The 13515-nt window shown below is 70.9% G+C and carries 12 protein-coding genes; 6 read left to right on the top strand and 6 right to left on the bottom strand.

The window, feature by feature from the left end:
- Positions 1 to 82: 82 nt before the first annotated feature.
- Positions 83 to 844 carry a hypothetical protein gene (locus ACIOKD_RS06170; protein WP_402078846.1) on the top strand — a complete coding sequence of 254 codons (762 nt, stop codon included), beginning with the start codon at positions 83 to 85 and terminating at the stop codon, positions 842 to 844.
- Positions 845 to 1028: 184 nt separating this feature from the next.
- Here ACIOKD_RS06170 and ACIOKD_RS06175 read toward each other — a convergent pair whose 3' ends face one another.
- Positions 1029 to 1622 carry a hypothetical protein gene (locus ACIOKD_RS06175; protein ID WP_402078848.1) on the bottom strand — a complete coding sequence of 198 codons (594 nt, stop codon included), beginning with the start codon at positions 1620 to 1622 and terminating at the stop codon, positions 1029 to 1031.
- Between the two features lie 45 nt (positions 1623 to 1667).
- On the bottom strand, positions 1668 to 2777 hold the full coding sequence (locus tag ACIOKD_RS06180) for a magnesium and cobalt transport protein CorA (RefSeq protein WP_402078851.1): 1110 nt from the start codon (positions 2775 to 2777) through the stop codon (positions 1668 to 1670).
- A 524-nt stretch (positions 2778 to 3301) separates the two neighbouring features.
- Here ACIOKD_RS06180 and ACIOKD_RS06185 point away from each other — a divergent pair.
- Positions 3302 to 3919 carry a suppressor of fused domain protein gene (locus ACIOKD_RS06185; RefSeq protein WP_402078854.1) on the top strand — a complete coding sequence of 206 codons (618 nt, stop codon included), beginning with the start codon at positions 3302 to 3304 and terminating at the stop codon, positions 3917 to 3919.
- A 59-nt stretch (positions 3920 to 3978) separates the two neighbouring features.
- Here the strand turns inward: ACIOKD_RS06185 and ACIOKD_RS06190 are convergent, their stop codons facing one another.
- The gene (locus ACIOKD_RS06190) at positions 3979 to 5232 is read right to left on the bottom strand and encodes an MFS transporter (RefSeq protein WP_402078857.1); all 1254 of its coding nucleotides are present in this window, start codon (positions 5230 to 5232) and stop codon (positions 3979 to 3981) included.
- Between the two features lie 194 nt (positions 5233 to 5426).
- Here ACIOKD_RS06190 and ACIOKD_RS06195 point away from each other — a divergent pair, with 194 nt between their 5' ends.
- The 3 genes from ACIOKD_RS06195 to ACIOKD_RS06205 all read left to right on the top strand — a co-directional run bounded on the left by ACIOKD_RS06195 (position 5427) and on the right by ACIOKD_RS06205 (position 7987).
- Complete coding sequence (locus ACIOKD_RS06195) at positions 5427 to 6068, top strand: DUF6758 family protein (protein WP_402078859.1); 642 nt, start codon at positions 5427 to 5429, stop codon at positions 6066 to 6068.
- Positions 6069 to 6259: 191 nt separating this feature from the next.
- Positions 6260 to 7126 (top strand): PHP domain-containing protein, encoded by an 867-nt coding sequence (locus tag ACIOKD_RS06200; protein ID WP_402078861.1) that lies wholly within the window; start codon positions 6260 to 6262, stop codon positions 7124 to 7126.
- Positions 7127 to 7381: 255 nt separating this feature from the next.
- Positions 7382 to 7987 (top strand): MarC family protein, encoded by a 606-nt coding sequence (locus tag ACIOKD_RS06205; RefSeq protein ID WP_402078863.1) that lies wholly within the window; start codon positions 7382 to 7384, stop codon positions 7985 to 7987.
- A gap of 106 nt (positions 7988 to 8093) precedes the next feature.
- Here ACIOKD_RS06205 and ACIOKD_RS06210 read toward each other — a convergent pair whose 3' ends face one another.
- Positions 8094 to 8246 (bottom strand): hypothetical protein, encoded by a 153-nt coding sequence (locus tag ACIOKD_RS06210; protein WP_007384531.1) that lies wholly within the window; start codon positions 8244 to 8246, stop codon positions 8094 to 8096.
- A 212-nt stretch (positions 8247 to 8458) separates the two neighbouring features.
- On the opposite strand from ACIOKD_RS06210, the gene ACIOKD_RS06215 reads away from it, so the two are divergent.
- Positions 8459 to 9382 (top strand): NYN domain-containing protein, encoded by a 924-nt coding sequence (locus tag ACIOKD_RS06215; RefSeq protein ID WP_402078866.1) that lies wholly within the window; start codon positions 8459 to 8461, stop codon positions 9380 to 9382.
- 126 nt (positions 9383 to 9508) lie between these two features.
- Here ACIOKD_RS06215 and ACIOKD_RS06220 read toward each other — a convergent pair whose 3' ends face one another.
- Together ACIOKD_RS06220 and ACIOKD_RS06225 are read right to left on the bottom strand one after the other, a co-directional pair.
- On the bottom strand, positions 9509 to 10441 hold the full coding sequence (locus ACIOKD_RS06220; protein ID WP_402078869.1) for an alpha/beta fold hydrolase: 933 nt from the start codon (positions 10439 to 10441) through the stop codon (positions 9509 to 9511).
- Between the two features lie 128 nt (positions 10442 to 10569).
- Complete coding sequence (locus tag ACIOKD_RS06225) at positions 10570 to 13209, bottom strand: DEAD/DEAH box helicase (RefSeq protein ID WP_402078871.1); 2640 nt, start codon at positions 13207 to 13209, stop codon at positions 10570 to 10572.
- Positions 13210 to 13515: the final 306 nt, after the last annotated feature.

The raw sequence follows: 13515 nt of genomic DNA on the forward strand, positions 1-13515 counted from the left end.
GGACTGACTCCGAGCGGCGTGGCGGGCCCCGGTACGCTGCGGTACGCCGTTGAGGACGACCGCACGAGAGGCAGCGCCACCTGTGACTGCGATTCGCCGGGGACGAACCCGTAAGGCCGCGTTGGCGAGGGCCGTGTGCGCGCTCTTCGTGGCGGGGGCAGGGGTGACGGGGTGCGGCGGCGGTGAGGATCCGGACGCGGGGACGAACGGGGTCGGGAAACTTCCCCCCGCCAAGATCCAGAGCAGAACCCAGTCGGCCGCGGAGGCCGCCGCGACGGTACGGCTGTCCGGGGCCGTGGTCAGCAACAAACGCACCTACAAGCTGGACATGCAGCTCAAGAAGGACGGCGGTACGGGGTCGGTCACCTCGGACGGTGTGACGTTCCGCCTGCTGCGGGTCGACGAGCACCTCTTCATCAAGGCAGACGCGGACTTCTGGAACCACCAGGACGGCAAGAGCGACGACAGTACGTCGGACACGGCCGCGGCGGGCAAGCTGGAGGGTATGTACGTGAAGGTTCCCAAGGGTGACCCCGCGTACCAGCAGCTCAGTGTCTTCACCGACAAGGACGTGCTGCTCGACGGGCTCCTGTCCCTGCAGGGTGGACTGGCCACCGACGGTCACCGTGAGCTGAACGGCGTGCGCACGATCCGCCTCACCGGCGACAAGGGCTCCGGCGGTCGGATCGACGTCTCCCTGGAGGGCAAGCCGTACCCTCTGCTCCTGGTCCGGGCCGGGGACGCGGGCACGATCCGTCTCACGGACTGGGGCCGGGACTTCACTCTGCAGGCCCCGGACAAGGACGACACGGTCGACTACGGCCAACAACTCCCGTCGTCCTGACCCCGCGTCACCCAAGACTCAAAGACAGAAAGAGTGCGCCGTTCCCCGCGCCCCTGGGGGTTGGAAGACCGGGGCGCAGGCCCGTCTTTCAGGGGCGCGTGGAACCGCGCGGCTCACCCCCACCGGCCCGCACCCCGCATCCGGCCGGCAGCCGACCCGCCCCGGCAGCCGACCCGCGAAGGCTTCAGGGACGGCGGCGGCGTTTGAAAAGCAGGCGCGGCAGAGCAGCCGGCACCGGCAACCGCGTAGTCGCCGGCGTAGGCACCGGCGGCGCCGCCAACGACCCCTCCGGCAAGGACGCGGTCACCCCCGTCGGCGCCAGCCGAACAACCCGGCACTCGCGAGCCCACCGCTCCGTCATCGCCTCACCGTCGGGAGCGTTCAACCGCTTCCCCTTCAGCTCGCCGACGGCAACCCCCCACTCCTCGGACCCGGGAGCCAGCTCCACGACGGTCGCGGTCCAGGACACCAACCGCCCGCCCTTGTCCTTGCTGCGGACTGTGACGACCGCCTCGCGGCCGTCCACGAGCCCGGGCAGCGGCTGCTCCCCGGGCCCGTCCCCGACCAGGCACACCGCCCCGTCGTGCCACACGTGCCACAGCGCGCGAGCCGGAGCCCCCTGGTCCGGATCCGCGTCCTGGTCCCGGTCCCGGCCCTGGTCCCGGCCCCGGTCCTGGGGATCCAGCGACGGAACACCGCTTCCCCGCACCCAGATGAGCCCGGACTTCTTCGTGGCCTCCTCGACGAGGGCCTGTTCGGCAAGAGCCTGATCCGTCATGCGGGCCAGCCTAGCGGTGGCCCCGTACGGCTCCTCGGAGCGTTCTCAGAGCCAGCCGTTGCGCTTGAGCGTCCGGTGGATCCCCAGGCAGAGCACCACCGTGATGCCCATGATCGTGGGGTACCCGTACCGCCAGTGCAGCTCCGGCATGTGCTCGAAGTTCATGCCGTACACCCCGCACACCATCGTCGGCACGGCGATGATCGCCGCCCAGGACGTGATCTTGCGCATGTCCTCGTTCTGCGCGACGGACGCCTGTGCGAGGTTGGCCTGGAGGATGGAGTTGAGCAGCTCGTCGAAGGCGACGACCTGCTCGTGCACCCGCGCCAAGTGGTCGGCGACATCCCGGAAGTACTTCTGGATGTCGGGGTCGACCAGCCGCATCGGCCGCTCGCTCAGCAGTTGCATGGGCCGCAGCAGCGGCGACACCGCACGCTTGAACTCCAGTACCTCACGCTTGAGTTGGTAGATCCGGGCCGAGTCGACACCGCGCGACACCCCGCCCCTGCGGCCGGGCGAGAACACCTCGGTCTCGACGTCGTCGATGTCGTCCTGCATGGCGTCCGCGACCGCGATGTAACCGTCCACGACATGGTCGGCGATGGAGTGCAGTACGGCGGAGGGGCCTTTGGCGAGCAGCTCCGGGTCGTCCTGCAGCCGGTGCCGCAGCGCCCGCAGCGAGCCCTGTCCGCCGTGCCGCACGGTGATGAAGAAGTCCCGCCCGGTGAAGCACATCACCTCGCCGGTCTCCACGACCTCGCTGGTGGCGGTGAGTTCGTCGTGCTCGACGTAGTGGATGGTCTTGAAGACGGCGAACAGGGTGTCGTCGTACCGCTCCAGCTTGGGCCGCTGATGGGCGTGGACGGCGTCCTCGACGGCGAGCGGGTGCAGCCCGAACTCCGCGGCCACGCCCGAGAACTCGTCCTCGGTGGGCTCGTGCAGGCCGATCCACGCGAACCCTCCGTCGCGCCGCACCTGACGGATCGCCGTACGCGGCGTGAGGCTGTCGTCGGAGGGGAGGCGGACGCCGTCGCGGTAGACCGCGCAGTCCACGACGGCCGAACTCTCCGCGGCCGACCGGGTGGTGTCGTACGCCCCGCCGTCCTTGCGGAGCGAGGGGCGGACCGCGGCACGCAGGTTGTGGATCATCGACATGGGTGGCTCCTTCGCGAACGAAGGCCGCCGACGACGGTTGGAACTGCCCGGAATGGGGACGTCCTGACTGCGGATGTTTGGCACGTCCACAAAGCGGGGAGCACCGCACCGTCACGGTGGCGGCTTCGCTACTGATACAGATCAGAAAAATTCAGACAGATCAGGGAAAACGAAGTGCTCTTCCGTTGTGTACCGGACCGCCCATGACACGAGCGCGGGAAACGACGCGAGCGCGAGAGGTGGCAGCCGGCAGAGCGTGAGCTCGGGAAGCTGAGAGGAACTCAGCAGCCGGAAGAGCGGGTGGTACTGCCTGGTCGACTTCGATCCATGGAGCCCCACCTCCTCCGGCCGGTCCCCCGTGGGGGAGGTCCATCCCCCGTAGGGGAGTCTCATGCGTCGAGACGTGGGCCGGGACTTGAGAGCGACGCTTCTGCGTGCTGCCCCGGCCAGCGGCCCAGACTATCAGCCGACCGAAGTGTCAAGCCGTCGCTTTGCCCGCTACTGACGAGTTCTATGCTCGGCGCATGGTTGATGTTCTTGCTCTGGTGGAAGCCCGTTTGCGTACCGCGCTGGGCGAACCGGACGCGCGCGCCGCGGTGACCTTCCTCGGTACCGACCGCATCGAGGTGCTGCGTTTCACGGACCCGGACACCTCCGGTACCGCCCCCACCGCCCCCACCGGCATCGTCCGCTACGCGACGCTCGGCATGTCGGCCCGGCCGATGGCGGACCCCACGGCGGTCGTCGCCGACCCGGTCGCGGGCCCGCGCGCCGAGCTGGTCCTGTCGGTACGGGCCGGTGCCGCCGACACCGACAAGGTGCTCCGCCCCCTCGCCGTACTGGCCGCGTCCCCGCAGGTCGAGGGCCTGGTCGTGGCCCCGGGTGCCTCGCTCGACGTGGGAGATCCCCTGTGGCCGGGCGCCCCCTTCACCTCCGTCCTGGTCGCCGAGCCGGGCGGCCTGGTCGAGGATCTGGAACTCGACGCACCCCTGGACCCCGTACGTTTCCTGCCGCTGCTGCCCATGACACCGAACGAGGCCGCGTGGAAGCGGGTCCATGGCGCGGGGGCGCTCCAGGAGCGCTGGCTGGCAGGCGGAACGGACCTGCGCGATCCCGCACGCAAGTCCGTGTCCCTGGACTGACCCTCAGCAGTCGGCCGGGAGCGTCGAGTTGGGAAAGTCACACGCAGGCGGGCCCGTCCTCAGTTCGTGAAGACGGTGACCCCGTCCTCCGCCGCGTGCCGCTCCTCCAGCTCCTCCGCCTCGTGCGTGAGGGCGTCGCGGCGTACGAGGACCACGAGCGCGCCCAGCGCCGCCGTGACCGCCGCGACCACGAACGGGATGTGGATATCGGTCCACTCCTCGATCCTCGGCGCGAAGAAGGGGGCCGCCGCGGCCGCGAACCAGCGGACGAAGTTGTAGCCGGCGCTCGCCACCGGGCGCGGCGCGTCCGACACGCCGAGGGCGAGCTCCGTGTAGACGGTGTTGTTCACGCCGATGAAGGCACCGGAGAGGATCGTGCAGACGACGGCCGTGGTGTGGCTGCCGTAGCCGAGGACGAGCACGTCGGCCGCGAGCAGCACCAGTGAGCCGCCGAGCACCTTCAGCGAGCCGAACCGGGCCTGCATGCGCGGTGCCACGAGCACCGAGAACACCGCGAGCAGCACACCCCAGGCGAAGAAGACCGCGCCCGATGCGTACGGGGTCATGTCCAGTACGAACGGCGTGAAGGCCAGCACGGTGAAGAACGTGTAGTTGTAGAAGAACGCCGAGGCCGCCACCGAGGCGAGGCCGCCGTGGCCGAGGGCCCTGACCGGGTCGAGCAGGCCCGTCCTGCGCGCGGGCTTCGGCTGCTCCTTCAGGAACGCCGTGATGCACAGGAACCCGATCGCCATCAGGAACGCGGTGCCGAAGAACGGGTAGCGCCAGCTGGCGTCACCGAGCAGCGCGCCCAGCAGGGGTCCGCAGGCCATGCCGAGGCCCAGGGCGGACTCGTACAGAAGGATCGCCGCCGCGCTTCCGCCGGCCGCCGCGCCGACGATGACGGCGAGGGCGGTGGAGACGAAGAGGGCGTTGCCGAGGCCCCAGCCGGCCCGGAAGCCGACGAGTTCGCCGACCGAGCCGGAGGTGCCGGAGAGTCCGGCGAAGACCACGACCAGCGCGAGGCCAAGCAGCAGGGTCCTGCGGCCGCCGATACGGCTGGAGACGAAGCCCGTGACCAGCATCGCGAGGGCGGTGATCAGGAAGTACGAGGTGAAGAGCAGGGAGACCTGGCCGGCGGTGGCGTCCAGGCCCTTGGCGATGGACGGCAGGATCGGGTCGACGAGGCCGATGCCCATGAAGGCGACGACGGATGCCCCGGCGGTGGCCCAGACCGCCTTCGGCTGACGCAGGAGGCTCGTGGCCCCCGCGTCGAAGGTGTCCCCTTCGGCGGGGCCTCCCGTGCTGCTGTTCATGCCCGCTCCTTCACGCTGCTCGCGGAGATGGTGGTAGGTGGTTGGCGTATACACATAATAAGTTAGACCGGCTAATAAATGCAAGATACATCTAGTTCCCCGTGGTGGCGGACCGTGGCGAGGAGGTGACAGGCGCGCGGCGGACGGGTGATCGTCCTTGACGCGACGAAGGACGGGGAGGACCGTTGTGCCTCATGAGGGGCGAACCCAGTTGCCCGAAGTGTGGTGGCCGGGTCAGGGCTCCCGGTCTCTTTGCCGACTCCTGGCAGTGCGATGTGCACGGCATCGTGCATCCGCTGCAGCCCGTGATCCCGCCCAGTGTCGAAGCCCTCGATGTGGTCGTGCACCGTGCGCGCGTACCGGTGTGGATGCCGTGGCCGCTGCCCGTCGGCTGGCTCTTCACGGGTGCGGCGTTCGCCGGTGACGACCGCAGCGGTGGTCGCGCGACGGCTGTCGCCTGCTCGGGGCCCGGGCCGCTCGGCGGATTCGGGGAGCTGATGCTCGTCGCCGAGGAGCTGGGCGTGGGTCTGGGCGCGCGGTACGCGGGCATCGAGGGGCTCGACCCGGGCCCGTACATGAACGTCGACAAGCCGCCCCAGGTGAAGGTGCTGGCCGCGGGGCGGCCGACGCCGCTCTGGCACGTCCCGGGGGCGCCCGGCGACCGGGCCGTCTTCGCCGGTGAGGCGCTCGGGCTGTGGCTGTGGGCGGTCGTGTGGCCCGAGCAGTCGGGGATGATGATGTACGACGAGCTGGTACTGACGGATCTGCGGGACGCGGGCGCGGAGGCGGATCTGTTGCCTTGCGGGGCGCTGTCACCGCGGATCCTGGAGCCGTGAGCCGTGAGCCGTGAGCCGTGAGCCGTGAGCCGTGAGCCGTGAGCCGTGAGCCGTGCCGTAGCTCGGCCGGTTCGCGCGGCTGAGGGCTGGGTGTAGGGGGCGACCCCGGGTGGTGGGTGTGACAGGAGCTGTTCCTGATCCCGTTATCCTTGGACGGTCCCCCTTGTCCTGGCCCTGTCTGGAGTCCGTTCGTGCGCATTGACCTGCACTGTCACTCCAAGGCCTCCGACGGTACGGACACCCCCGCCGAGCTGGTACGGAACGCCGCCGCGGCCGGTCTCGACGTCGTCGCGCTGACCGACCACGACACCACCCGCGGATACGCCGAGGCCATCGCGGCCGTGCCCGCCGGGCTGACGCTGGTGACCGGCGCCGAGCTGTCCTGCCGCCTCGACGGTGTCGGCCTGCACATGCTGGCGTACCTCTTCGACCCCGAGGAGCCGGACCTGCTGCGCGAGCGCGAGCTCGTACGCGACGACCGGGTGCCCCGGGCCCAGGCGATGATCGGCAGCCTGCGGGAGTTGGGCGTTCCCATCACCTGGGAGCACGTGGAGCGGATCGCGTCCGGGGGGTCGGTGGGCCGGCCGCACATCGCCACCGCGCTCGTCGAACTGGGCGTGGTGCCGACCGTCTCGGACGCGTTCACGAGCGAGTGGCTCGCCGACGGCGGCCGGGCGCACATCCAGAAGCACGAGTCCGACCCCTTCGAGATGATCCGGCTGGTCAAGGCCGCGGGCGGCGTGACCGTCTTCGCCCATCCCGCCGCCGCCAAGCGGGGCAGGACCGTACCGGAGTCCGTGATCGCCGAGCTGGCCGCGGCCGGGCTCGACGGCATCGAGGTCGACCACATGGACCACGACACGGCCACCCGGGCCAGGCTGCGCGGACTCGCGGGCGAACTGGGGCTCCTGACCACCGGTTCGAGCGACTACCACGGCCACCGCAAGGCGTGCGAACTCGGCGAGTACACGACGGACCCCGAGATCTACGCCGAGATCACCCGCCGAGCGACGGGCGCGTTCCCCGTCCCGGGCACGGGCGGCCCGACAACCGCGTAACACCAACGCCCGCAAGGGGCGCGGGGACTTCGGGGGCGCGGGGAACGGCGCAGTCCTTCGCCCCTGAGGGGCGCGGGGAACGGCGCAATCCTGTGTCTTTCAGGGGCGCGGGGAACGGCGCAATCCTGTGTCTTTCGGGGGCGCGGGGAACGGCGCGACCAGCCACGACGCACCCGCAGCGACCCCACACGCACACCCCACCCCACCCCACCCCACCCCACCCACCTTCAACACCCCAGCAAGGCTCACCTGCTCATGTTCGACCTCGCCATCTTCGGCTCCCTCTTCCTTACGCTCTTCGTCATCATGGATCCCCCCGGGATCACCCCGATCTTCCTGGCGCTGACCTCCGGACGCCCGGCCAAGGTGCAGAAGCGCATGGCCTTCCAGGCCGTCTGCGTCGCCGGCGGCGTCATCACCGTCTTCGGCCTGCTCGGGCACCAGATCCTGAACTACCTGCACGTGTCGGTCCCCGCCCTGATGATCGCCGGCGGCCTGCTGCTCCTGCTCATCGCGCTCGACCTGCTCACGGGCAAGACCGACGAGCCCAAGCAGACCAAGGACGTCAACGTCGCCCTCGTACCCCTGGGCATGCCGCTGCTCGCCGGCCCCGGCGCGATCGTGTCCGTCATCCTCGCCGTGCAGAAGGCCGACAGCGTGGCGACCCAGGTGTCGGTGTGGGCCGCGATCCTCGCCATCCACGTCGTGCTGTGGATCGTGATGCGGTACTCGCTGCTGATCATCCGGGTCATCAAGGACGGCGGAGTCGTGCTCGTGACGCGCCTCGCGGGCATGATGCTCTCCGCGATCGCCGTGCAGCAGATCATCAACGGCGTCACCCAGGTCGTCCGGAGCAGCTGAACGCGGACCCGCTGAACGTGATCCCGCTGAACGCGAAACCCCCGCCCGGCATCGTGCCGGACGGGGGTTTCGAAGACTGTCTCTGAAGACTGTCGGACAACCGCTGTTATGAGGCCGAGGTGTCGGCCGGGCGGATCCACAGGCGCTGCCCGATGGCGGCGGCCTGCTGCACGATCCGGTTGACGGAGGCGGCGTCCACGACGGTGCTGTCCACGGGCGTGCCGTCGACGTCGTCGAGTCGCATGATTTCGAAGCGCAAGGGCTTCTCCCTTCGTCTGGTCATCCTCCTGAAGGAGAACTACTGGTGGGGTGGGTGAGCGGGTCATCTGTGTCCCGCGTTCCCATAGGAGTCAACGGGATGTTTGTTACGAACATTCCCTACGCTAAAGAAAACTTTCGAACGTCTAATTACTTGTGAGTATCGGGACCACCTGTGTACACACAGTAACGTCCTGCGACAATGAGGCGCATATGAATGACGACATCGCGGCAGCCGACGACCCCGACGACTTCTCCGCCCTCGCGGCGCGCATCGACCGCTCGAACGAGCTGCTCCAGCGCATGCTGGCCGAGGTGGCGAAGACGCCGTCGACCCACGCGATCTTCGTCGACGCCGGGTATCTCTACGCCGCCGCGGGCCGGCTCGTGGCGGGCACGGAGGACCGCCGGGCCTTCGAGCTGGACGCCGAAGGGCTCATCGACGCGCTCATCGACCGGGCGCGCACGATCTTCGCGGACAGCAGGCTGCTGCGCGTCTACTGGTACGACGGGGCGCGGCGCCGTATCCACACCGCGGAGCAGCAGTCCATCGCCGAGCTGCCCGACGTCAAGGTCCGGCTCGGCAACCTCAACGCCAACAACCAGCAGAAGGGCGTCGACTCCCTGATCCGTTCCGATCTGGAGTCACTGGCCCGGCACCGGGCCATCAGCGACGCGGCGCTCATCGGCGGCGACGAGGACCTGGTCTCGGCCGTCGAGGCGGCACAGGGGTACGGGGCCCGGGTCCACCTCTGGGGCATCGAGGCCCCGGAGGGCCGCAACCAGGCGGAGCCGCTGCTCTGGGAGGTCGACAGTCAGCGCACCTTCGACCTGGACTTCTTCAAGCCGTACGTGGCCCGGCGCATCACCGCCTCGTACGAGACGTCGGCGGTGGCCCGGCCGAGCCGGGAGGACGTGCGGTTCGTGGGGGCGCAGATCGCCGCGAAGTGGCTGGCCGCCCGGGGGCGGGAAGCGCTGGCGGAGCTGCTTCCCGGGCACCCGTATCTGCCCGGTCCGGTCGACCAGGAGTTGCTCGTGGAGTCCGAGGGACTGTTGCAGTACTCGCTGCGCGGGCAGGCCGATCTGCGGCGGGCGCTGCGGGATGGCTTTTGGGAGCACTTGCAGGGGCAGTACTGAGCGATTCGCTCCGGCGCTCGGCCTTAACGGTCCGTTGTGCGTGCCTGCTGGTGACCTGCGGGCCTGGTGGGGGCCGCCGATGGGGGCTGGACGCGCAGTTCCCCGCGCCCTTTCGGGGCGCCGGATCTAGCCCAGGCCGTCCCAGAACGCGGCCAGCGCCTGCGCCGTTTCCAGGGGGCGGTCCGCGTTGGGGGAGTGCTCGGCTCCGTGGATGATCGTGCGGTGCGCCTCCAGGCGTACGGCCATGTCGTCGAGGAGCGGGACCGGCCAGGTGTCGTCGCTCTCGCCCGACAGGACGTGCACGGGCAGGCGCAGGGCCGCCAGCTCGGCCACGCGGTCGGACTCCTCGCACAGCTGCCGCCCCGCGGCGCCGAGCTGAGCCGGACTGTTGCCGAGCCAGCGCCGTCTGAGGTCCTGCTGGTCGTCCAGGCCGGCGTCCAGCTCGCCCTCGGCGTCCTCCGGCGGGTCCAGCGCCCGGATCGCCTCCCACACCTGCGCCATGTCCATCACGGTCAGCGCGTCCCGCAGCAGCTTCACCCGCTGCTGCTGGCTGGGGGAGATCTCCGCGGGTCCGGAGGACACCAGGGTGAGGGACCGGAAGCGGGCCGGTGCCAGCAGGACGGCCGCGCGGGCGACCTGTCCGCCGAACGAATGACCCAGCAGGTGAAAGCGTTCCACGGAGCGGTCGGAGCGGTTGGAGCCGTCGGAGCCGTCGGAGCCGTCGGAGCCGTCCGAACCGTCGTGGCCGTCGGCGAGCGCGTCGAGCTGCGCGAGCACGTCCAGCGCCAACTCGCCCTGCGCGTAGGGCGTTTCGTCGTCGCGTGGGCCCGGTGACTCGTACTGGCCCCGGCCGTCCACCGCGACGGTCCGGTAGCCGGCCGCCGCCAGTGGCTCGTGCAGCGAGATGAAGTCCTCCTTGCTGCCGGTGAACCCGGGCAGCAGCAGCACCGTTCCCTTCGCGGGACTGCCCGCGTCGATCACGGCGAACTCCCCGCGCGCGGTGCCGAGGTGATACGCGCGGGCCCCGGAGGGCGGGACGAAGGTGAAGGGCCTGCTCATGAGAGTGAGGCTATCCGGGCAACCTGACAGGCGGCATACCGGGCGGTGGCCCCGCGCCTCCGTGGCCGTGTCGGGGAACGCCGACGGCCCGGCCCCCGCGAGGGGAACCGGGCCGTCGGGTGCGGAACTCAGCCCTCTGTGGGCTCGGCGGTCGCGGCGGCCTTGCGCGTACGGCGACGCGGCTTGGCCTCGGGCGCGGCCTCGGCGGACTCCGTGTCCGCGTCAGTGCCCGCGTCAGTGCCCGCGTCCGTGACCGCATCCGTGGCGGTCGCCTTGGCGGCCGTTTTGCGGGTGCGACGCGGCTTGACCGGAGCCTCGGCGGTGTCCGCCGCGGCCTCGGTGGCCTGGGCCGGGATGTCGGCCTCGGCGACCGCGGCCTTACGGGTGCGGCGGCGGGGCTTCGTCTCGGTCGCCTCGGCCGTGTCCACGGCGCTCTCCGCGCCTTCCGCGGGTGCGGCGGCCTTGCGGGTGCGGCGCGGCTTCGTCACCGTGGCCGCCGGTGCCTCGACCGTCGCGCCCTCGGCGGTGTCCACCGCGGTCTCGGCGGCGACAGCGGCCTTGCGCGTACGCCGACGCGGCTTGGCCTCCTCGACGGGCGCCTCCTCCACCGATGCCACCGCAGCCACCGGAGCGGCCGGGGCGACGGGAGCCGCCTCGGCGGTCGCGGCGGCCTTGCGGGTGCGGCGACGCGGCTTGGCCTCGGGCTCCTCGGTCGCCTGCGCCGGGATACCGGCCTCGGCGACGGCGGTGACCTCGGCGGTCTCGGTGTCCACGGCGGCCTTACGGGTCCGAGGACGCGGCTTGGCCTCAGCGGCCTCGGCGGTGTCCAGGGCCGTCTCGGCGGCGGCCGTGGTCGTGGCCTTGCGGGTGCGGCGCGGCTTCGCCTCGACGGCCTCGACCGGGTCGGCGACCGCTTCCACCGCGGTCACGGCTGCCTCGGCTACCGCGGCCTTACGGGTGCGGCGGCGGGGCTTGGTCACCACGGCTTCGGCTGCCTCGGTCACGACGGTCGGCTCGGCCTCGGGGGCCTCCTCGACGACAGCGACCTCGGGCTGTCCGGCCTCCGCCGTACGACGCGGGCGACGGCGGCGCGGCTTGGCCTCGGCGTCCGCCACCGGCTCGGCGACGGGCGCGACGGCCGGTACGGCGAGCGGTGCGACGGCCGGCTCGGGGACCTCGACGGCCGTGCCCTCAGCAGTGCCCTCAGCAGTGCCCTCAGCCGTGGCCACCGCGGTCGCGGCTGCTTCCGACCCGCCTGCGGCACGCGTACGACGACGCCGACGCGCGCTGCGCGACTCCGTCGCCTGGCCGCCCGGCTCGACGCTCTCCGCCACGGTCTCCGGTGCGGACTGTGCTGCCGTCTGCGACGTGCTCTGCGACGTGCTCTGCGGCTCCGCGGCGTCGAGCGCCGTGCCGTTGCGCGTACGACGGCGGCGGCGCGGGGTGCGCTCCGAACGGTCACGATCACGATCACGGTCGCGGTCTCGGTCGCGACCGCGGTCTCGGTCGCGCTCGGCGACCGGGGCCGGACCTGCCACGGGACGGCCACCGCGGCCACCACGTGCGCCACGCCCGCCGGTCTCGCCGAGGTCCTCGACGACCTCGGCCGACAGACCGGCACGAGTGCGCTCGGCACGCGGCAGGACACCCTTGGTGCCCACCGGGATGCTGAGCTCCTCGAACAGGTGCGGGGACGTGGAGTACGTCTCCGGCGGGTTCGGGAAGCCGAGGTCCAGCGCCTTGTTGATCAGCTGCCAGCGCGGGATGTCGTCCCAGTCGACGAGAGTGATCGCGATGCCCTTGGCACCCGCGCGGCCCGTACGGCCGATGCGGTGCAGGTACGTCTTCTCCTCTTCGGGGGACTGGTAGTTGATGACGTGCGTCACGCCCTCGACGTCGATGCCGCGTGCGGCCACGTCGGTACAGACGAGCACGTCCACCTTGCCGTTGCGGAACGCGCGCAGCGCCTGCTCGCGGGCGCCCTGGCCGAGGTCGCCGTGGACCGCGCCGGAGGCGAAGCCGCGCTGCTGCAGCTGGTCGGCGAGGTCGGCCGCCGTGCGCTTCGTACGGCAGAAGACCATCGCGAGACCGCGGCCGTCGGCCTGCAGTATGCGCGAGACCAGCTCGGGCTTGTCCATGTTGTGGGCGCGGTAGATGAACTGCGCGGTGTTCGCGACCGTCGCGCCGACGTCGTCCGGCTCCGAGGCGCGGATATGTGTGGGCTGCGACATGTAGCGGCGGGCGAGGCCGATGACCGCGCCCGGCATGGTCGCCGAGAACAGCATCGTCTGGCGGCGGGCCGGCAGCATGTTCATGATCTTCTCGACGTCGGGCAGGAAGCCCAGGTCGAGCATCTCGTCGGCCTCGTCCAGGACGAGCGCGCGCACGTGGCCCAGGTTCAGCTTCTTCTGGCCCGCGAGGTCCAGCAGCCGGCCCGGGGTGCCGACGACGACGTCGATGCCCTTCTTGAGGGCCTCGACCTGCGGCTCGTACGCCCGGCCGCCGTAAATGGCGAGAACGCGGACGTTACGCACCTTGCCGGCCGTCAGCAGGTCGTTCGTGACCTGGGTGCACAGCTCGCGCGTCGGGACGACGACGAGGGCCTGCGGGGCGTCGGTGAGCTGCTCGGGCTGCGCCCGGCCCGCCTCGACGTCCGCGGGGACGGTCACTCGCTCAAGGAGCGGGAGGCCGAAGCCCAGCGTCTTGCCGGTGCCGGTCTTGGCCTGGCCGATGACGTCGTTGCCCGCGAGGGCGACGGGGAGCGTCATCTCCTGGATGGGAAAGGGACTCGTGATGCCGACGGCCTCAAGGGCCTCGGCAGTCTCGGGAAGAATCCCGAGGTCTCGGAAGGTAGTCAGGGTGCTGCCTCTTCTGTGTACGCGGTGCGAGGCGAGCGCGGGGGTCGTGTCGGGGACCGTGCCGGGGACGTCGGCCGCTATTGACCAGCGGCCGGGGTGGCACGGGACCACTGCCGACGCTCAAGCGTTCGTACCGCTGAGGGTTCCCCCCGGGTGCCGTACGCACTGTGCCGTACAAGCTGAGAGGGCTGTCGGGTCGGAGCCGATCGGGCCACC

The sequence above is a fragment of the Streptomyces sp. NPDC087844 genome (assembly GCF_044742785.1).
Taxonomy (GTDB): domain Bacteria; phylum Actinomycetota; class Actinomycetes; order Streptomycetales; family Streptomycetaceae; genus Streptomyces.